Genomic DNA, 18,541 nt, shown 5'->3' with positions numbered 1-18,541 from the left:
CGACTCGCGCGACCCCGGCCGTCCTCGCGTGATCAGTCCCGCGCGTCGACCCCGCTCGTGTCGATGAACGCCCAGCCGTATGCACCGAGCTCGCGGCGCGCCGCGGTCGACCCCGTGAGCACATCGCGGCCGGGCACATCGACCGCGAACGGCTCCGCACTGTGGTTGATGACGGTGAGGATGCCGCCTCGGCGTGCGATCTCGACGTGCTCGGGAAGGCCCTCGATCTCGGCGGTCACTCCCGCCTCGGCGGCGAGCCAGCGCAGCACGGCTGCCATGCCGGCGTCGTCCGGGATCGTCGCGAGGTAGTAGCCGTTGCCGTCTCCGAAGGGCTTGCGGGTGAACGCCGCTCGCCCGGCGGTGCGACCCTCGGTGAAGCGGCCCAGCACCTCGGCATCCTGCACGAGGAGCTCTTCCGCGAAGTACTGGCCGACGATCGTCCCCGCGGGGCCGTCCACTGGCGCCTCCGACTGGCCCGGCCCGTCGGGCACGGCGTGGCTCGCGACCTCTCCGGCAGAGTCGGCCGATCGCACCGACTCGGGCGGCACCAGCGCCCCGAAGTCCTCGAGCGCGACGCCGAGCGCGTCCCGCAGCGAGACGATGAAGCCGCCCTCGCGGAACGCGTCGTCCTGGTCGACGACATCGCTGAACGCCGAGACGAACAGGTTGCCGCCCTGCGCGACATACGCCGTGAGATTCGCGGCGCCCTCATCGCTCAGCAGATACTGCTGAGGCGCGACCACGAGTGAATAGCCGCGGAGATCGCTCGTCGTGTTCACGATGTCGACCGCGAGGTTCTGCCGATGCAGCGCCGCATGCCAGCGGTGGGAGAGCGTCAGGTAGTCGAGCACGATCGGGTGGTCGCGCCCGTCGATCGCCCACCAGTTCTCCCAGTCGAAGACGAGAGCGATCTTCGCCCCCGACGAGACGTCCGGCATCTCGGGGAGCTGCGCGAGCTGTCCGCCCAGCTCGACGACCTCCCGCCAGGTGCGGGTGTCGAGCCCGGCCTGCGGCACCATCGCCGAGTGGAACTTCTCGCTGCCGCGGCGCGACTGCCGCCACTGGAAGAACATGATCCCGTCGGCGCCTCGGCCCACCGCCTGCGCGCTGATCGCCGCCATCTGACCGGGTGCTTTCGGGGCGTTGGTGGGACGCCAGTTCAGGGCATTGGTGGACTGCTCCGTGAGGATCCAGGGCACCCCGGGCTTGAGACCGCGCATCAGCTCGCGTGCGAACGCGGCCCCGCGGAACGACTCGGGGTCGTTGGGATCGGGGTAGTTGTCATCGCTGATCACGTCGACCTCGGCCGCCCACTTCCAGTAGTCGGCCGGCGGGAACGCGCCCATGAAGTTGGTCGTGATCGGCTGGGTCGCCCCTGCAGCGCGGATGATGTCGCGCTCCATCACGTACAGCTCGAGCAGGGTGTCGGAGGTGAACCGCTTGAAGTCCAGCACGCTGGTCGGGTTGATGCTGTAGGGCGCCTTGCGCGGCGGCACGATCTGATCGAAGGCGGTGTAACGCTGCGACCAGAAGTCCGTGCCCCAGGCGTGGTTGAGGGCGTCGATCGTCGCGTACCTGCGCTGCAACCACGCGCGGAACGCGTCGCGCGCGGCGTCGGAGTAGTCGTAGTGCAGATGGCATCCGTACTCGTTGTTGACGTGCCACAGCACGACGGCAGGATGCTGCGCGTAGCGCTCCGCGAGAGCGGTGACGAGTTCGGCCGCGAGGCGACGGTAGACGGGAGAGGAGGGCGCGAACGCCTGGCGGCTGCCGGGCCAGAACGTCGAGCCGTCGGCATCCTGCGGCAGCATCTCGGGGTAGGCGGTCGAGGCCCACGGCGGCGGGGATGCGGTGGCGGTGGCGAGGTCGACCTGGATGCCGCCCTCGTGCAGCAGCCCGATGATCTCGTCGAGCCACTCCCAGTCGAACTCGCCCTCGGCCGGCTGGATGCGCGACCACGAGAAGATCCCCAGGCTCACGAGCGTCACGCCGGCCTCGCGCATCAGCCGGACGTCGTCCGGCCACACCTCTCGCGGCCACTGCTCGGGGTTGTAGTCGGCGCCGTAGTGCATGAGTCTCCTGGGTCGGGTGTTCGGCCTGCTCTCTCGACCCTAGCGGGGAAGCGCTTTCCAACACAGTCGTCCGGCGTACTTCCGCAACTGCAAGGACGCCCTAGTAAATATGCGGATGCCGAAGTACCATCGTCATAGTGCCAACGACGGCGCGAAGGGACATCGCACAATGACTCGTACCATTCCCCACTTCGTAGGCGGAAAGCACCTCACCCCCGAGGGAGGGCGCTTCGCCGACGTGTTCGATCCGAGCACGGGATCCGTCCAGGCGCGCGTGCCGCTGGCCTCCGCGCACGAGGTCGCCGATGTGATCGCGAACGCCGAGGCCGCGCAGGTCGAGTGGGCGGCGACCAACCCCCAGAAGCGCGCACGTGTGCTGCTGCGCTTCCTCGATCTCGTGCAGCGCGAGATGACCGAGCTCGCCGAGCTGCTTGCGAGCGAGCACGGCAAGACGGTCGACGATGCGAAGGGCGACATCCAGCGGGGTCTCGAGGTCATCGAGTTCTCCGCGGGCGCGCCGCACCTGCTCAAAGGCGAGTACTCGACGGGTGCCGGCGCCGGCATCGACGTCTACTCGATGCGGCAGCCGCTCGGAGTGGTGGCGGCGATCACCCCGTTCAACTTCCCGGCGATGATCCCCCTGTGGAAGGCGGGCCCCGCCCTCGCCGCCGGCAACGCCGTGGTGCTCAAGCCCAGCGAGCGTGACCCCTCGGTGCCGGTGCGCATCGCCGAGCTGTTCCTCGAGGCGGGGCTGCCCGCCGGGGTCCTCAACGTCGTGCACGGTGACAAAGAGGCCGTCGACGCGCTGCTCACCGACGACCGCATCCGCGCCGTCGGCTTCGTGGGCTCGACGCCGATCGCCGAGTACATCTATTCGACGGCGGCCGCGCACGGCAAGCGCGCGCAGTGCTTCGGCGGCGCCAAGAACCACATGATCGTCATGCCCGACGCCGACCTCGACCAGGCCGTCGACGCGCTGATCGGCTCGGGATACGGATCGGCGGGCGAGCGTTGCATGGCGATCTCGGTCGCGGTGCCGGTCGGTCAGGAGACGGCGGATGCTCTCGCCGCCAAGCTCACCCAGCGCGTGGCGCAGCTGCGGATCGGCCCGTCCCTCGCCTCCGACGTCGACTACGGGCCACTCGTCACCCGGGCTGCCGTCGAGCGGGTCGAGGGGTACATCCAGCAGGGGGTCGACGAGGGCGCGACCCTCCTGGCCGACGGTCGCGGCTTCACGGTGCCCGGTCATGAGCAGGGCTTCTACCTCGGACCGACGCTGTTCGACGACGTGACCACCAACATGGCGATCTACCGCGAGGAGATCTTCGGACCGGTGCTCGTGATCGCCCGCGCCGCCGATTACGAGGAGGCGCTGCGCATGGCATCCGAGCACGAATACGGCAACGGCGTCGCGATCTTCACGCGCGACGGAGACGCGGCACGCGACTTCGCCGCACGGGTCGAGGTCGGGATGGTCGGCGTCAACGTGCCGATCCCGGTGCCGATCGCGTACTACACGTTCGGCGGCTGGAAGCGCAGCGGGTTCGGCGACCTCAACCAGCACGGCGCCGATGCCTTCCGCTTCTACACGAAGACCAAGACGGTCACGAGCCGCTGGCCGTCGGCGGGCATCCGCGACGGCGCCAGCTTCGTGATCCCCACCATGCACTGACCTCGCGACGCCCACAAGGAATCGACATGACAATGACCACCGTCACCACCACCGCCGAAGAGCGCGAGGCCATTCTCGACGCCGTCCGCGAGTTCGCCGAGACCGAGCTCGCACCCTTCTCCGCCGAGCGCGACGAGAAGCACATCTTCCCCCGCGAGTCGCTCGGCAAGGCCGGAGAACTGGGCCTCGGCGGCATCTACGTGAGCGAGGAGTTCGGCGGCACGGGCCTCAGCCGCTCCGACACCGTGGCGATCTTCGAAGAGCTCGCGAAGGGCGATCCCGCGGTCGCCGCCTACATCTCGATCCACAACATGGTGGTGTGGATGATCGACACCTACGGCGACGATGCACAGCGCGGCCGCTGGCTGCCCGACCTCACCGCCATGCAGGAGTTCGGCGGCTACTGCCTGACCGAGCCGGGCGTCGGATCCGATGCCGCGAACGTCGCGACGAGCGCGGTGCGGGACGGAGACGACTACCTCCTCACCGGCGTGAAGCAGTTCATCTCGGGTGCCGGCGAGGCCGCCGTGTACGTGGTGATGGCCCGCACCGGCGAGCCGGGAGCCCGGGGCATCAGCGCCTTCCTCGTTCCCGGCGATGCCGAGGGACTCAGCTTCGGGGCGCCCGAGAAGAAGATGGGCTGGCACGCCCAGCCCACCCGTCAGGTGATCCTCGACGGCGTGCGCATCCCCGCATCCGGAATGCTCGGCGACGAGGGCCGTGGCTTCGCGATCGCGATGTCGGCGCTCAACGGCGGTCGCCTCAACATCGCGGCCTGCTCCATCGGAGGTGCCCAGTGGGCCCTGGATCGGGCGGTGCAGTACGTGCACGAGCGCGTGGCGTTCGGCGAGCCGCTGGCCGAGAAGCAGTCGATCCTGTTCGCGATCGCCGACATGCGCACCGACCTGCAGGCCGCTCGCCTCATGGTGACCGATGGGGCGCTGGCGGTCGACGAGCACGCCCCGGATGCCACGATGCGATGCGCGATGGCCAAGCGCTTCGCCACGGATGCCGGATTCGACGTCGCCAACCGCGCGCTGCAGCTGCACGGCGGCTACGGCTACCTGCAGGACTACGGCATCGAGAAGGTCGTGCGCGACCTGCGGGTGCACCAGATCCTCGAGGGCACGAACGAGATCATGCGCCTGATCGTCGGGCGCGAGATGCTGCGACCGGCGGGATCCGCCTCGATGCGGAGCGCATCATGAGCGAGTCGTCGAGCGTCCGGATCGCCTTCCTCGGACTCGGCCACATGGGGCTGCCGATGGCGAAGAACCTCGTCGCCGCAGGGCACGAGGTGCACGGGTTCGACCTGGTGCCCGCGGCGATCGAGGCGGCGCAGGCCGCCGGCATCCCCGTCGCGGCCAGCGGAGCGGACGCCGTCGCCGACGCCGACGTCGTCATCACGATGTTCCCGGCGGGAAGGCACGTGATCGACGCGTACCGCACCGAGCTGCTCGCCGCAGCCCGCCCCGGCACCCTGTTCATCGAGTCGTCGACGATCGCGGTCGACGAGGCCCGTGCCGCCCACGCGCTCGCGCTCGCCGCGGGGCATCGCAATGTCGACGCCCCGGTGTCCGGCGGCGTCGTCGGTGCCGAGAACGGCACGCTCGCGTTCATGGTGGGCGGCTCGGACGAGGACTTCGCCGCCGCACTGCCGGTGCTCGAGATCATGGGCACGCGCATCGTGCACTGCGGGGGGCCGGGGCTCGGCCAGGCCGCGAAGGTGTGCAACAACATGGTGCTCGCCGTCTCGCAGATCGCGGTGGCCGAGGCTTTCGTGCTCGGCGAGCGGCTCGGGCTCGAGCACCAGGCGCTGTTCGACGTGGTGTCGCAGGCGTCCGGTCAGTGCTGGTCCATCACGACCAACTGCCCCGTCCCCGGCCCCGTTCCGACGAGCCCGGCGAACCGCGACTACCAGCCGGGCTTCGCCGGTGCTCTGATGGCGAAGGATCTCGGGCTCGCGCTGCAGGCGATCGAGCAGACGTCGACCGACGCGCGGATGGGGCGGCTCGCCCAGCAGCTCTACGCCGCCTTCGCTGCGGGCGACGGCGCGACCCGCGACTTCTCCGGCATCATCACCGACATCCGCGACGGCAGTGTGTGAGCCACGCGAGATACTGAGATGACCACGACGGAGAGGCCTTCACGATGACGGAATACGAGACGATCCTGGTCGAGCAGCGCGGACGTGTGGGGTGGATCACCCTGAACCGCCCCGAGGCGCTCAACGCGTTGAACAGTCGCCTCGCCGACGAGGTCACCGCGGCCGCTGTGGCCTTCGACCTCGACGACGGGGTCGGCGCCATCGTCGTGACCGGGTCTGAGAAGGCGTTCGCCGCTGGCGCGGACATCAAGGAGATGGAGGGCATGTCGGCCTCCGAGATGCTCGAGACCGATCATTTCGGCGTCTGGCATGAGTTCGCCGCGGTGCGCACGCCCGTGATCGCCGCCGTCTCGGGGTTCGCACTCGGGGGAGGATGCGAGCTCGCGATGATGTGCGACATCATCCTCGCCGCCGACACCGCGAAGTTCGGGCAGCCCGAGATCAACCTCGGCGTCATTCCCGGCATGGGCGGCACGCAGCGGCTCATCCGCGCCGTGGGCTACTACAAGGCGGCCGAACTCGTGCTGTCCGGTCGGTTCATGGGCGCCGAGGAGGCGGAGCGCTCCGGCCTCGTGTCGCGCGTCGTGCCGGCATCCGACCTCCTCGCCGAGGCTACGAGGCTCGCCGAGACCATCGCGTCGAAATCGCTGCCGTCGGTGTTCGCCGCGAAGGCCGCGCTCGACGCGGCGATGGAGACGACGCTCGCCGATGGCCTCGCCCACGAGAAGCGGGCGTTCGCCGAGCTGTTCGACACCGCCGACCAGAAGGAAGGCATGTCCGCCTTCCGGGAGAAGCGTGCGCCCGACTTCCAGAACCGCTGAGCGCCGCTCCACAACGCCGGAGGACTGCGCCCGTTCCGCGCCGAGCACCCGCCGGCAAGCCCGAGCCTCCTCGGATCTCCGGAGTCATGGAGCAGAGCCTGCACGCAGGCGGCGGGAGACCTCAGCCGCGCAGCGCGTCGACGATCTTCGCCACGCGCCGCTCGCGGGTCGCATCCTGTTTGGCCTCCGCCACCGAGCGGGCGTGCTCTTTGCGCACGGAATAGGGGAGCGCGTCGAAGGCGGCGCGCAACGCGGTGTCGGCGTCGAGCGCCTCCGCGAGGGCGGCGGGCACCTCGACAGTGCGCTCGGCCGCATCCAGCCGGATCACCGCATCGACCTCCTCGTCGATCTCGACGCCGAGGTCGGTGCGCACAGCCTTGCTGAAGCCGATCATGTTCGCACCTCCCATCCGGGCCAGGCGCAGACGGGCGGTGCGTCCTCCGATCGTGACCGCGACGGGGAACGCCTTCCCCGCTCCGAACGAGGCGACCTGCTCGTCGGTGAGGATGATCGCGGCGGCGGGGCCACGGCCTTCGAGGATGGTGTGCAGGCGCAGTTCGCTCATGCGGGCAGTGTACGCCCGCGTCCCTCGGCCTCGGATGCCAGGTGGGCGTTGCGCTCCTCGATCAGGCGTCGCATGTACTCGCGAAGGATCAGACGGTCGACGAGGCGTCCGATCGGACCGAACGGCGAGTGGAAGACGATCGTGTCGCGGGCCAGGGTTCCCTGCGGATGCTCCTCGAACACGTGCTCGTGCTCGAACGCTCCGAAAGGCCCGGAGAGCTGCCGATCGCGGAACCCACGCGGCGGGTCGACGTCGTACACGATCGTCCGCAGCCGGAACGGGATGCCGAAGTGCCGTGCCCGCCACGTGACGGTCGACCCCTCCGTGAACACGCCGCCGGCGGGAGCCTCGATCATGGTCTCCCGGTATCGCGCCATCGACCGCAGGTGCATCCCGGGGTCGAGAGCGACTGCGAACACCGTCTCACGCGGTGCGGCGATGACCGTCTCGAGCACGAACGCGGCCATGTCAGAGCGGCTCGGGCTGCGGCCTGGGGTCGGTGAAGTCGCCGGCGGCCTTGCGCATGCGGGCGACGATCGCGACGAGCTCGGCGGCATCCTCGCGGCTCATCCCCGGGTCGGCGAAGACGTCAGCGTTCAGGGCGTCCGTGGCGCGAGCCACGAGTTCTCGGCCCGACTCGGTCAGGGCGAGCAGTGCCGCACGGCCGTCGTGCGGGTGCGGTTCGCGCACGATGAGTCCGTCGCGCACGAGGCGCTCCGCGGTGCTCGTGACGGTCGTCGCGTGCACCTGCAGTCGGGCGACGACGCTCGACAGCGGCAGTCGGCCCGACCGGCTGAACGCCAGCAGACGCAGCATCTCGTATCGGGCGAAGCTGAGCGCGAAGGGCTTGAGCGTCGCGTCGACCCGCGCGAGCAGCAGCTGCTGCGCGCGCATGACGGAGGTGACGACGGTCATGCCGTCGGCGGCATCGGTCCATCCGTGCGCGAGCCACTGCCGCTTCGCCTCGGCGAGCGGATCGACGGGCAGCGGACGCGGTCGGTTCACGGTTCTACGGTAGGCCATCGCGTCGCCGCAGCCGGGACCCGGCACCCGGGAGCCGACTGGTGGTCCTCAGTCGCTCGTCGGGTGGAACTCAGTATCAAGGGACTAGAATCGACGCAGTCGTGAGGAGCAATCGATGAAGATCTTCGTCCTGGTCAAAGAGGTGCCGGACACCTATGGCGACCGCAAGCTGAACCTCGAGACCGGCCTCGCCGACAGAGGCGCCGGCGACGTGGTGCTCGATGAGATCACGGAGCGCGCGCTCGAGGTCGCGCTGAGTCATGCCGACAAGAATGAGGGCACCGAGGTGGTCGCGGTCGCGATGGCTCCTGGCGGCTCGACCGCATCGGTGCGCCGAGCGCTCGCGATCGGCGCAGGCTCCGCAGTGCACATCGCCGACGAGCAGCTCGCGGGGGCCGACCTCGGCCTCACTGCCGAGACGCTGGCCGCGGCGATCCGTCGCGGCGAACCCGACCTGGTGATCACCGGCAACCTGTCGACCGACGGCTCGGGCGGCGTCATGGCGGCGATGCTCGCCGAGCACCTGGGGTGGGCGCAGGCGACGGCGCTGACCTCGGTCGAGATCTCCTCGGACGGCATCACCGGAACCCGAGGGGCGGATGCCGGAGCGCAGCCGATCTCGGCATCCCTCCCGGCGGTGATCTCGATCACCGAGGCACTGCCCGACGCGCGCTTCCCCAACTTCAAGGGCATCATGGCGGCGAAGAAGAAGCCGCTCGAGGTGCTCACCCTCGACGACCTCGGTGTCTCCGCGGACCCGGCGGCCGCACCCCGCACCATCATGACGTCGGTCGCCGAGAAGCCGCCGCGTGCGGCCGGCGTGAAGATCGTCGATGAGGGCGATGCCGCCGAGAAGCTGGTCGAGTACCTCGTGCAGAACAGGCTGGTGTGACATGACCTACCCCGAGAACCCCATCCTCGTCCTCGTCGACCTCGACCCCGCGGGCAACCCCGCCAGCAGCACGGCGGCACTGATCGGCGCGGCCTCGACCGTCGGCGCTCCGGTCGCGCTCGTCGTCGGAGGGTCCGCAGACGCGGCGGCTCAGGTCGCCGCGGCCGGAGCGTCGGTCGTGCTCACGGCCGACGGCGACCCGTCAGTGCTCACCGTGCCGATCGTCGATGCACTGCACGCGGCCTTCGAGCAGGTGCGGCCGGATGCTGTGCTGATCTCGAACTCGATCAGCGGACGCGATGTCGCCGGGAGGTTCGCCGTGCGCGCGAAGCTGGCGCTGTCGGTCGACGCCGTCGGCGTCTCGAGGGATGACGAGGGCATCGTCGCCCACCACTCCGTCTACGGAGGCGCGTACCTCACCGACTCGGCTCCCACGTTCGGCGCACCGGTCATCACGGTGCGTCAGGGCGCGGTCGACGCGCGAGCCGAGGCGGTGGAGTCGCCGACGATCGACGCGCTCTCCGTGTCGGCATCCGGCACCGTCGGGGCGACCGTCGGCGCGGTCGAGGCCGTCGAGTCCACGTCGACGCGGCCTGAGCTCCGCGGCGCCACGCGGGTCGTCTCGGGTGGTCGCGGCCTCGCCTCGAAGGAGAAGTTCGTGCTCGTCGAAGAGCTCGCCGACGCTCTCGGCGCAGCGGTCGGCGCCTCGCGCGCGGCGGTCGACGCCGGCTACATCCCCCAGTCGCATCAGGTCGGTCAGACGGGCGTCTCGCTCTCGCCGCAGCTGTATGTCGCCCTCGGCATCTCGGGTGCGATCCAGCATCGCGCGGGCATGCAGACGGCGAAGAACATCGTCGCGATCAACAAGGACGGCGAGGCGCCGATCTTCGACGTCGCCGACTTCGGCATCGTCGGCGATCTGTTCACGATCGTCCCGCAGGTGATCGCGGCCCTCGAGGCGCGGAAGAAGTAGCCATGGCGACGCGGATGCTCAGGCGCGGGCTCCCGCGCGTTCCCGGCGGCGAGCCGTGGCCTCCCGGCGACATCGCCGTTGAGGCGCCTGCGGATGCCGAGTACGCATCGCCGCTCTCGGCGCCGTCGACCTCGCTCGATGAGTCGGAGGAGGCCGCCCCGGCGGCTGCCGTGCCGGAGCCCGAGTCCTCGGTCGTCGAGCACGCGGTGCCGTCTGCGGCGAGTGGCGCGTCCCTTCGCCGAGGCCTTCCGCGCACGCCGGGCGGCGAACCGTGGCCTCCCGCGAGCGTGGCGGCTGTCGCAGGCGCTGCCGCGGCGCGGACATCGTCTTCGACGCCGGAGCCGGCGGATGCTGCCACCGACGCCGCGGCAGACGTGCCGACCCGGTCCGCCTGGCCGTCCACGCTCGACGAGCCGACGCCTGAGTCGGCCCCGGTCGTCGCGCAGACGGGATCCGTGCGTCGCGGTCTGCCGCGAGTCGCCGGCGGAGATCCCTGGCCCCCGGCGGATACCGTTCCGCTGATCGCAGTCGCCTCGGACGCGGCCTCCTCCATCGCCGTCGATGCCCCGGCTGCCGCGGACGCCCCGGCTGCCGCGGATGCCCATGCCTCCGCTGATGCAGCCCCCGAGGTCGCGGCATCCGCACCGGCCGCCGCTCCGGCATCCGCACCCACCACGGCCGTCGCCACCGCCGCCGCGTTCGCGCTCGGGGATCCTTCGATCCCGCTGCCCGCTCCCCGCACCGTCTGGAACGGCAGTGCGCCTCGGCACGTCACGGCGACCGCTCCGGCATCCGACCGACCTCGGCCGACCTGGACCCAGGCGATCGCCGTCCTTCTGGGCGCCGCGGCTCTCGGCATCCTGGCGGCCGCTGCCGTGGCGTTCGTGCGGGCGCTGCTGAGCTTCCCGTTCATGCAGGACTTCCTCGCCGCGTTCCCCGGCGAATACGAGCCGGCCGTCGCCGTCGAACCGGGGTTCGCCCCGTGGACCAACTGGGCGCACTTCTTCAACGTGTTCCTGATGGTGCTCATCATCCGGTCGGGCCTCCGCATCCGCAACGAGAAGCGCCCGACCGCGTTCTGGACCCCGCGCAACGATCCCAAGGGCAAGGTCAGCCTGACGATCTGGTTCCACCAGGCGCTCGACATCCTCTGGCTCGTGAACGGCGTGATCTTCGTGGTGCTGCTGTTCGTCACCGGACACTGGGCGCGCATCGTGCCGACGAGCTGGGAGGTCATCCCTAACGCGCTGTCGGCCGCGCTGCAGTACGTGTCGTTCGACTGGCCGACTGAACACGGCTGGGTGAACTACAACAGCCTGCAGCAGCTGGCCTACTTCGTCACGGTGTTCATCGCGGCTCCCTTGGCGGCGGCGACCGGGTTCCGCATGTCGGGGATGTGGCCGAAGAAGGCCGAGCGTCTCTCGAAGGCCTACCCGATCGAGTGGGCCCGCGCGCTGCACTTCCCGATCATGATCTACTTCGTGGTGTTCATCATCGGACACGTCGCGCTGGTGTTCCTCACCGGGTTCCTGCGCAACCTCAACCACATGTACGCCTCCTCGGACGCCGTCGGCTGGACCGGGTTCTGGGTCTTCGTGGCATCCCTCGTGGTGATCGCCCTCGGCTGGGTCGCCGCCCGGCCGCTCGTCATCGCCCCGATCGCGAAGCTGTTCGGCACCGTCTCCGGACGTTGACCCGTCCACGATTCAGCCCAGACTGCTTCCGACGCAGCGAAACGGCCCCCTGCCTGAGGCAGGGGGCCGTTCATGCGAAAACGTGAGCGCGAGGGCCACGAGGCGCGGGCTCAGCGCACGAAGCGCACCTCGGTCAGCGTCTCGCCGAGGAACGGCTCGGTGTGGCTCGCGCCGTCGAGCGTGAATCCGTTGCGCGTGTAGAAGCGGTGGGCGCGGGGGTTGTCCTCCGCGACCCACAGGTAGAGAGGTTCGTCCTTCTCGACGGCGGCGTCGAACAGCTTCTGGCCGATGCCCGTGGAGTGATACGCGTCGAGCAGGTAGATGAAGTACAGCTCGCGGAACGCCGGGGCGTCCTTGTCGCGAGCGGGGCCGGAGCCGACGAACCCGACGATCTCTCCGTCGACGAGCGCGGCGCGCATGGTGAACTCGGGGCCCTGCGAGGCCCAGTGCGTCCACAGCTCGGCCATGCGGCGGGGAGAGACCTTCTCGAGGGCTGCCTTGCTGATCAGGTGGTCGTAGGTCTCGTGCCAGCACTGCGCGTGCACGCGACCCAGGGCTTCCGCATCCACATCACGGACCGGACGGACGATGACTTCAGGCTGGGCTTCGGCGCTCATATCGCGACTCTACGCGCGGGGTCCGCGAAGAGGAAATCGAACGGAAGCGTTCCCGCAGCACCGATATGCCGCTGGAGACATCGCACAACGATGTTCGCGAATCGTTCGTCGCTGGCTACGATCAGTGCTCGTGAACGTGATCTGGCGCACTCTCCTCGTGATCCTCTCCGCCCGTCGCCGCGTGCGGCGAGGCAAGACCCTCGACGCGGGCTCCGTCAGCAGCATCACACTGACGACGCTCCCCACCGACATCGACATCCTGCGCCACATGAACAACGGTCGCTACCTGTCGCTGTTCGACCTCGGTCGCTGGGACCTGCTGATCCGCACGGGGCTGTTCGACGCGATGAACGAGCGCGGCTGGTACGCCGTCGTGTCGAGCGAGACCGTCACCTTCCGCAAGTCCCTGCAGCTCTGGCAGCGGTTCGAGGTGGAGTCCCGGTTCATCGGACACGACGACAAGGCCGTGTTCCTCGAGCACCGAGCCGTCGTCGGCGGCGAGATCTACGCGCGGGTGATCGTGCGCTCGCGGATGCTGCGCCGCACCGGAGGCACGGTCAGCAACGAAGAGCTGTTCGCCGCAGTGGGCAAGCCCGAGGGCGTGCCCGAGATCGATCCGTGGGTGCACGACTGGGCCGCGGCATCCGCTCTGCCTCCCGTGCGCACCTCCGCGCCGAGCGTGTGGAACTGACCCCGTGACCGATCCGTGGGGTCTCGAGACGCGCGCACCGGGCTCGGTGCTGCTGGTGGGATGCGGCAAACTCGGCGTGCGACTCGGCGAGCGGCTCGTCGAGCAGGGCGCGCAGGTCACGGCCATGCGCCGGAGTGCGGGGGAGCTGCCCTTCCCGACGATCGAGGCGGATCTGCGGCATCCGCTCGACCGCGACCTTCCGGCCTTCGACTCGGTCGTGGTCACGCTGCCGCCCAGCACCGAGGGCGACTCGATCTATCCACCGGCGCTGCGCGGGCTCGCGAAGGCCCTGCCGTCGATGCCTGAGCGGGTCGTGTTCGTGTCATCGACGCGCGTGTTCGAGGGGCGTCCCGGCGAGACACCGCTGACCGAGCGCGACGCGACGCGGGTCTCGAGCGAGCGAGGCGGCGATCTGGTCGAGGGCGAGCAGCTGGCCATGGAGCTGTTCGGTGCCCGCATCGTGCGGCCCGCCGGCATCTACGGCCCGGGACGCGACTTTCTCATCCGACGGGTGCGAGAGGCGGCACCGGTCGACCACACGCGTCGCACGAACCGGATCCACGAGACGGACCTCGTGCGGCTGCTCGAGGCGATGCTGCGCGCCGACTCCGCGCCGCCGCTGATCCACGCCGTCGATCGGGAGCCGGTGCTGCTCGGAGACGTGGTCGCGCATATCGCCACCCGGCTCGGCGTCGAGCCGCCGCCGCACCTCGACCCCGAGGTCGGCGGCGGGACGGTGCTCGACGGGCATCTGCTGCAGGAGTTCCTCGGCGATCTCGACTACCCGACCTTCCGCGAGGGATACGACGAGATGATCGCCGCGCTCTGAGCGGTTCCACCTCTTCCGGTCGCAGTTCGTGCCGCCCGCCCGCGCGTTCGACGGCACGAACTGCGACCGGAACCGCACGACGCGATCGTCGCTCAGGGCCAGGCGCTCACCGCGGTCCTAGGCTGAGCTCATGGCCGACCCGATGCCCTCCACGGATCCCGAATCCGTCTCGCTCGCGGACCGTGCGGTCGAGCTCGCCCGCCGCTGGGTGATCGAGGCCGCGGCCGCCGATGTCGATCCGGCGGCCGAGCGCCTGGCCGGTGTGCTGCAGGATGCCAACGGGCTGCCGTTCACGCTCGGATTCGTCGACGGGGTCATGCGCCCCGAGAGCCTCAGCGCCGCGGCATCCCAGCTTCACCGCATCGCCCCGATCGTGCCCGAGTTCCTGCCGTGGTACCTGCAGTCGGCCGTGCGCATCGGCGGCGGAGTCGCGCAGATGCTGCCGAGCCCCGTGGTGCCCATCGCCCGCAGGGTGCTGCGCGAGATGGTCGGTCACCTCGTCGTCGACGCCCGACCGGCCAAGCTCGGTCCTGCGATCGCGAAGATCCGCGAATCGGGCGCACGACTCAACCTCAATCTGCTGGGAGAGGCCGTGCTCGGCGAGGCCGAGGCGCAGCGGCGGCTCGACGGCATCCATGAGCTGATCCGTCGTCCCGATGTCGACTACGTCTCGGTGAAGGTGTCGGCGATCGTCAGCCACATCTCGATGTGGGCGTTCGACGAGGTCGTGGAGTCGGTCGTCGAGCGACTCCTTCCGCTGTATCTGACCGCCGCGTCGGATCGCACCTTCATCAACCTCGACATGGAGGAGTATCGCGACCTCGATCTGACGATCGCGGTGTTCACACGCATCCTCGAGGATCCGCGGCTCGAAGGTCTCGAGGCCGGCATCGTGCTGCAGGCCTATCTGCCCGACGCCCTGCCGGCGCTGCAGCAGCTCACCGCCTGGGCTCGCGAGCGCGTCGACCACGGCGGCGCCCCCATCAAGGTGCGGCTCGTCAAGGGAGCCAACCTCGCGATGGAGCGGGTCGAGGCGCGGATGCACGGATGGACGCAGGCGACGTACGACACGAAGCTCGACACCGACGCCAACTATCTGCGCTGCCTCGACTGGGCGCTGCGCCCCGAGAACGTCGCCGCCGTGCGTCTGGGGATCGCGGGTCACAACCTGTTCGGCATCGCCTATGCGTGGCTGCTCGCGGGGGAGCGGGGTGTCCGCGCTCTCGATCCGGGATCGGCGACCGCCGCGAACTCGCAGCCGCCGATCGAATTCGAGATGCTCCTCGGCATGGCGCAGGGGCAGGTGCAGGCCGTCTCCCGCGAGGTCGGCGAGGTGCTTCTCTATGTCCCGGTCGTGAAGCCGAGCGAGTTCGACGTCGCCATCAGCTACCTGGTGCGCCGGCTCGAAGAGAACGCGTCGAGCGACAACTTCCTGTCCGCAGCATTCCGCCTCGGTGACGATGAGGCGCTGTTCGTGCGTGAGCGCGACAGGTTCCTCGATGCGGTCGACCGCTCGGCGTCCCCGACGCTGCAGGTGGGGGCGCTGCGCAGCCAGGACCGACTCGCACCCGTGCACGAGTCCATGCGGCCCGTGCCCGTGGCGCCTGCGCCCGAGGAGGGGCTGACCCAGGCGGTGCTCGGAATCTCGCGCGGATCGGATGACCCGACCGGGCCGTTCCTGGAGACCGCGGTCTACGCCCCACGCGAGATCGATGAGGCGACCGGCGGCGCGCCGGGCTTCGCGAACACGCCCGACAGCGACCCGTCGCTTCCGGCCAACCGGGACTGGGCCCGCGAGATCACCGCCCGGATCGACGACTCCACCCTCGGCGTCTCGACGATCGAGGCCGCCCGGATCGACGATGCGGACACGCTCGAGGCCACGATCGCGGGCGTGCACGACGCCGCGGCGCTCTGGGGTGCTCGCCCCGCCGCCGAGCGGGCCGAAGTGCTGCTGCGCGCGGCCGCCGCTCTGGAAGGGCGCCGCGGAGACCTGATCGAGGTCGCCGCCTCCGAGACCGGCAAGGTCTTCGCCGAGGCCGACGTCGAGGTCAGCGAGGCCGTGGACTTCGCGCGCTACTACGCCGCCAAGGCGCGGGAGTTGGATGCCGTCGCCGGCGCCACGTTCGACCCGGCGCGCGTGACGGTCGTCACCCCACCGTGGAACTTCCCTCTCGCGATCCCCGCGGGCGGCGTGCTCGCCGCGCTCGCCGCGGGCTCCGGAGTCGTCTTCAAGCCGGCTCCGCAGGCTCGCCGCTGCGCGGCGGTCATCGCCGAGACGCTCTGGGAGGTCGGCGTTCCCCGTGACGTGCTCGCCCTCGTCGACATCGAAGAGGGCGATCTCGGCCGTGAGCTGATCTCGCACGAGTCCGTCGATCGGGTCATCCTCACCGGTTCGTGGGAGACGGCGGCGCTGTTCCGCTCGTGGCGCCCCGAACTTCCGCTGCTCGCCGAGACCAGCGGCAAGAACGCGATGATCATCACCCCCTCGGCTGATCTCGATCTCGCGGTCGCCGATCTGGTGCGCAGCGCCTTCGGGCACGCGGGGCAGAAGTGCTCGGCGGCCTCCCTCGCGATCCTCGTCGGACCCGTCGGACGCTCCCAGCGCTTCGCCCGTCAATTGGCCGATGCCACTCGGTCGCTGCATGTCGGCTGGCCCACCGATCCGCTCGCCGAGGTCGGACCCGTGATCGAGCGACCCGAGGGCAAGCTCGCGTGGGCGCTCACCGAGCTCGAAGGCGACGAGCAGTGGCTCATCGAGCCCGCCGTCTCGACCGACGACCCCACGGGGCGCCTCTGGCGACCCGGCATCCGTGTGGGAGTGCAGCCGGGTTCTCGGTTCCACACCGAGGAGTTCTTCGGCCCGGTGCTCGGCGTCATGCACGCGCCGACGCTGGAGCGGGCGATCGATCTGCAGAATGCGGTCGAGTACGGTCTGACCGCCGGACTGCACACGCAGGACCCGGCTGAGCTCGCGCTCTGGCTCGACCGCGTGCAGGCCGGCAACCTCTACGTGAACCGGGGCATCACCGGTGCGATCGTGCAGCGCCAGCCGTTCGGCGGGTGGAAGCGCTCCTCGGTGGGCCCCGGCGCCAAGGCCGGCGGCCCGAACTACCTCATCGGACTCGGATCCTGGCGGTCGAGCGGGTCCGGCACCGTCTCGAGCACTCTCCATCTGCGCGGGCTGGACTCGCGCATCACCGACCTCATCGAGTCAGCGCAGCCGTCGCTCGACTTCGAGGCCTTCGAGTGGCTGCGTCGTTCTGCGCTCTCGGATGCGCTCGCCTGGGACCGCGAGTTCGGGCAGGTGCGCGACGTGTCGCACCTCGGGATCGAGCGCAACCTGTTCCGCTACCGCCCGGTGCCGGTCGCGATCAGAGCCACCGCGGATGCCGGCTGGCAGGAGCTGCTGCGCGTCGTCGTCGCCGCGGTGCGCGCCGGCGCCCGGTTCGTGCTGTCGACGCCCGTCGGTCTTCCGGCGCCGGTTCGCCGCGCTCTCGGCGAGCTCGGCGCCATCGTCCACATGGAGAGCGACGACGAGTGGATCGAGCGGATGCGGCGGCGCGGCGAGCAGCCGTCCACGACGCTCGAATCCCTCGACGACGAATTGCGACCGAGCCGGGTGCGACTGGTCGGGCCCCGCGACTCCGTGGCAGCGCTGCACCGCGCACTGGCGACAGCCGTCGGCGGCGATCCCGACCTCGCGGTGTACGACGGCGAGGTCACCTCCGCCGGGCGCATCGAGCTGCTGCCCTTCGTGCACGAGCAGGCCATCGCGATCACCGCGCACCGCTACGGCAACCCCGACGCCTGGAGCGCTTCCGTCATCTGACGCCGCGCGAGCGGTGTAAAGAATTCTTGACACAGCGGATGCCGCAGGCGTAACCTCGTGTCAAGAATCTTTTACACGGGAGGGTGTCATGGTCTACGAGGAGCGCAACGTCTGGGTCGGTCTCGTCGTCAGCCTGATCGCCATCACGGCGTACGTCGTCGCGGTGCTGCAGCAGGCGGCCGGCGGTCCCGTGACCGAGGTCGACTGGCCGCCGCTGATGCTGTGGATGATCGGCGGCGGAATCGTCGTGACCATCGCGATCAGCATCATCTGGGGCATGATCGCCGGCGCACGTGACCCCGAGGGCGTGGGCAAGTCCGACATCCGCGATCGGGACATCGGTCGCATGGGGAGTCGTGTCGAGCAGGCGTTCGTGGCCATCGCGGGCACCGGCGTGATCCTGCTCTGCGCGATGAACGCGGACGTCTTCTGGATCGCCCACGCCATGTTCGCGGGCTTCGCGATCGCGACGATCGTGGGCGGGATCGCGCGGGTCGTGGCCTATCGAAGGGGTCTCGTCTGATGGTCAAGCCGACGCTCGTCTCCAACCGCATCCGTGCGCATCGGGAGGCCGCCGGTCTGACCCAGGCCGAGCTCGCCCGCCGCGTCGGCGTGACTCGCCAGACGCTGATCGCGATCGAGCAGGAGAAGTACTCGCCGACCCTCGAACTGGCCTTTCAGATCGCCCGGGCATTCGGCGTCGGCATCGACGACCTGTTCCAGTACCCCGAGCCCACGACCACGGAGGTGTGA

17 protein-coding genes are annotated in these 18,541 nt (G+C 69.9%); 12 read left to right on the top strand and 5 right to left on the bottom strand.

The features are described from left to right. Positions 1–32: 32 nt before the first annotated feature. A complete protein-coding gene (locus BMW26_RS15340) occupies positions 33–2,072 on the bottom strand; it encodes a beta-galactosidase (protein ID WP_083569395.1) in 2,040 nt (679 codons plus the stop codon). A 169-nt stretch (positions 2,073–2,241) separates the two neighbouring features. On the opposite strand from BMW26_RS15340, the gene BMW26_RS15335 reads away from it, so the two are divergent. The 4 genes from BMW26_RS15335 to BMW26_RS15320 are packed head-to-tail and all read left to right on the top strand — an operon-like array spanning position 2,242 to position 6,672. After that, positions 2,242–3,744 carry a CoA-acylating methylmalonate-semialdehyde dehydrogenase gene (locus BMW26_RS15335; RefSeq protein WP_072591952.1) on the top strand — a complete coding sequence of 501 codons (1,503 nt, stop codon included), beginning with the start codon at positions 2,242–2,244 and terminating at the stop codon, positions 3,742–3,744. A 26-nt stretch (positions 3,745–3,770) separates the two neighbouring features. After that, complete coding sequence (locus BMW26_RS15330) at positions 3,771–4,952, top strand: acyl-CoA dehydrogenase family protein (RefSeq protein ID WP_072591951.1); 1,182 nt, start codon at positions 3,771–3,773, stop codon at positions 4,950–4,952. Continuing rightward, the gene (mmsB, locus tag BMW26_RS15325) at positions 4,949–5,851 is read left to right on the top strand and encodes a 3-hydroxyisobutyrate dehydrogenase (protein WP_072591950.1); all 903 of its coding nucleotides are present in this window, start codon (positions 4,949–4,951) and stop codon (positions 5,849–5,851) included. Before BMW26_RS15330 ends, mmsB begins: the two co-directional genes overlap by 4 nt. Positions 5,852–5,895: 44 nt before the next feature. Next, positions 5,896–6,672: an enoyl-CoA hydratase-related protein gene (locus BMW26_RS15320; protein ID WP_053097849.1), complete on the top strand. Its 777-nt coding sequence runs from the start codon at positions 5,896–5,898 to the stop codon at positions 6,670–6,672. 121 nt (positions 6,673–6,793) lie between these two features. Here the strand turns inward: BMW26_RS15320 and BMW26_RS15315 are convergent, their stop codons facing one another. From BMW26_RS15315 to BMW26_RS15305, 3 genes are read right to left on the bottom strand one after another with little or no spacing between them, the layout of a single operon-like run. Beyond that, the gene (locus BMW26_RS15315; protein WP_053097846.1) at positions 6,794–7,237 is read right to left on the bottom strand and encodes a YdeI/OmpD-associated family protein; all 444 of its coding nucleotides are present in this window, start codon (positions 7,235–7,237) and stop codon (positions 6,794–6,796) included. Further along, positions 7,234–7,704 carry an SRPBCC family protein gene (locus BMW26_RS15310; protein ID WP_053097845.1) on the bottom strand — a complete coding sequence of 157 codons (471 nt, stop codon included), beginning with the start codon at positions 7,702–7,704 and terminating at the stop codon, positions 7,234–7,236. Before BMW26_RS15310 ends, BMW26_RS15315 begins: the two co-directional genes overlap by 4 nt. 1 nt (position 7,705) lies before the next feature. After that, positions 7,706–8,242 carry a MarR family winged helix-turn-helix transcriptional regulator gene (locus BMW26_RS15305; protein WP_053099260.1) on the bottom strand — a complete coding sequence of 179 codons (537 nt, stop codon included), beginning with the start codon at positions 8,240–8,242 and terminating at the stop codon, positions 7,706–7,708. A gap of 133 nt (positions 8,243–8,375) precedes the next feature. Between BMW26_RS15305 and BMW26_RS15300 the strand changes: the two genes are divergently transcribed. Genes BMW26_RS15300 through BMW26_RS15290 form a run of 3 tightly spaced genes read left to right on the top strand, consistent with a single transcriptional unit; the run spans position 8,376 to position 11,819 of the window. Next, positions 8,376–9,152: an electron transfer flavoprotein subunit beta/FixA family protein gene (locus BMW26_RS15300; RefSeq protein ID WP_053097843.1), complete on the top strand. Its 777-nt coding sequence runs from the start codon at positions 8,376–8,378 to the stop codon at positions 9,150–9,152. A gap of 1 nt (position 9,153) precedes the next feature. After that, positions 9,154–10,125, top strand: coding sequence for an electron transfer flavoprotein subunit alpha/FixB family protein (locus BMW26_RS15295; RefSeq protein ID WP_072591949.1), 972 nt, complete (start codon positions 9,154–9,156; stop codon positions 10,123–10,125). 2 nt (positions 10,126–10,127) lie between these two features. Beyond that, positions 10,128–11,819 carry a cytochrome b/b6 domain-containing protein gene (locus BMW26_RS15290; RefSeq protein WP_072591948.1) on the top strand — a complete coding sequence of 564 codons (1,692 nt, stop codon included), beginning with the start codon at positions 10,128–10,130 and terminating at the stop codon, positions 11,817–11,819. 110 nt (positions 11,820–11,929) lie between these two features. Here BMW26_RS15290 and BMW26_RS15285 read toward each other — a convergent pair whose 3' ends face one another. Next, positions 11,930–12,436: a GNAT family N-acetyltransferase gene (locus tag BMW26_RS15285; RefSeq protein ID WP_053097837.1), complete on the bottom strand. Its 507-nt coding sequence runs from the start codon at positions 12,434–12,436 to the stop codon at positions 11,930–11,932. Positions 12,437–12,566: 130 nt separating this feature from the next. Between BMW26_RS15285 and BMW26_RS15280 the strand changes: the two genes are divergently transcribed. From BMW26_RS15280 to BMW26_RS15260, 5 genes are all read left to right on the top strand, one after another. Beyond that, positions 12,567–13,127: an acyl-CoA thioesterase gene (locus BMW26_RS15280; protein WP_072592381.1), complete on the top strand. Its 561-nt coding sequence runs from the start codon at positions 12,567–12,569 to the stop codon at positions 13,125–13,127. A gap of 4 nt (positions 13,128–13,131) precedes the next feature. Further along, complete coding sequence (locus tag BMW26_RS15275) at positions 13,132–13,956, top strand: hypothetical protein (protein ID WP_230101220.1); 825 nt, start codon at positions 13,132–13,134, stop codon at positions 13,954–13,956. 130 nt (positions 13,957–14,086) lie between these two features. Beyond that, complete coding sequence (locus tag BMW26_RS15270) at positions 14,087–17,788, top strand: proline dehydrogenase family protein (RefSeq protein WP_072591947.1); 3,702 nt, start codon at positions 14,087–14,089, stop codon at positions 17,786–17,788. Positions 17,789–17,876: 88 nt separating this feature from the next. Further along, positions 17,877–18,311, top strand: a complete 435-nt coding sequence (locus tag BMW26_RS15265) for a hypothetical protein (protein WP_072591946.1) — start codon at positions 17,877–17,879, stop codon at positions 18,309–18,311. Then, complete coding sequence (locus BMW26_RS15260; RefSeq protein WP_053097831.1) at positions 18,311–18,541, top strand: helix-turn-helix transcriptional regulator; 231 nt, start codon at positions 18,311–18,313, stop codon at positions 18,539–18,541. Before BMW26_RS15265 ends, BMW26_RS15260 begins: the two co-directional genes overlap by 1 nt.

Origin of the sequence: Microbacterium sp. 1.5R, assembly GCF_001889265.1 — a bacterium.
Taxonomy (GTDB): Bacteria; Actinomycetota; Actinomycetes; order Actinomycetales; family Microbacteriaceae; genus Microbacterium.
This window is presented reverse-complemented; position numbering and strand designations above follow the sequence as displayed.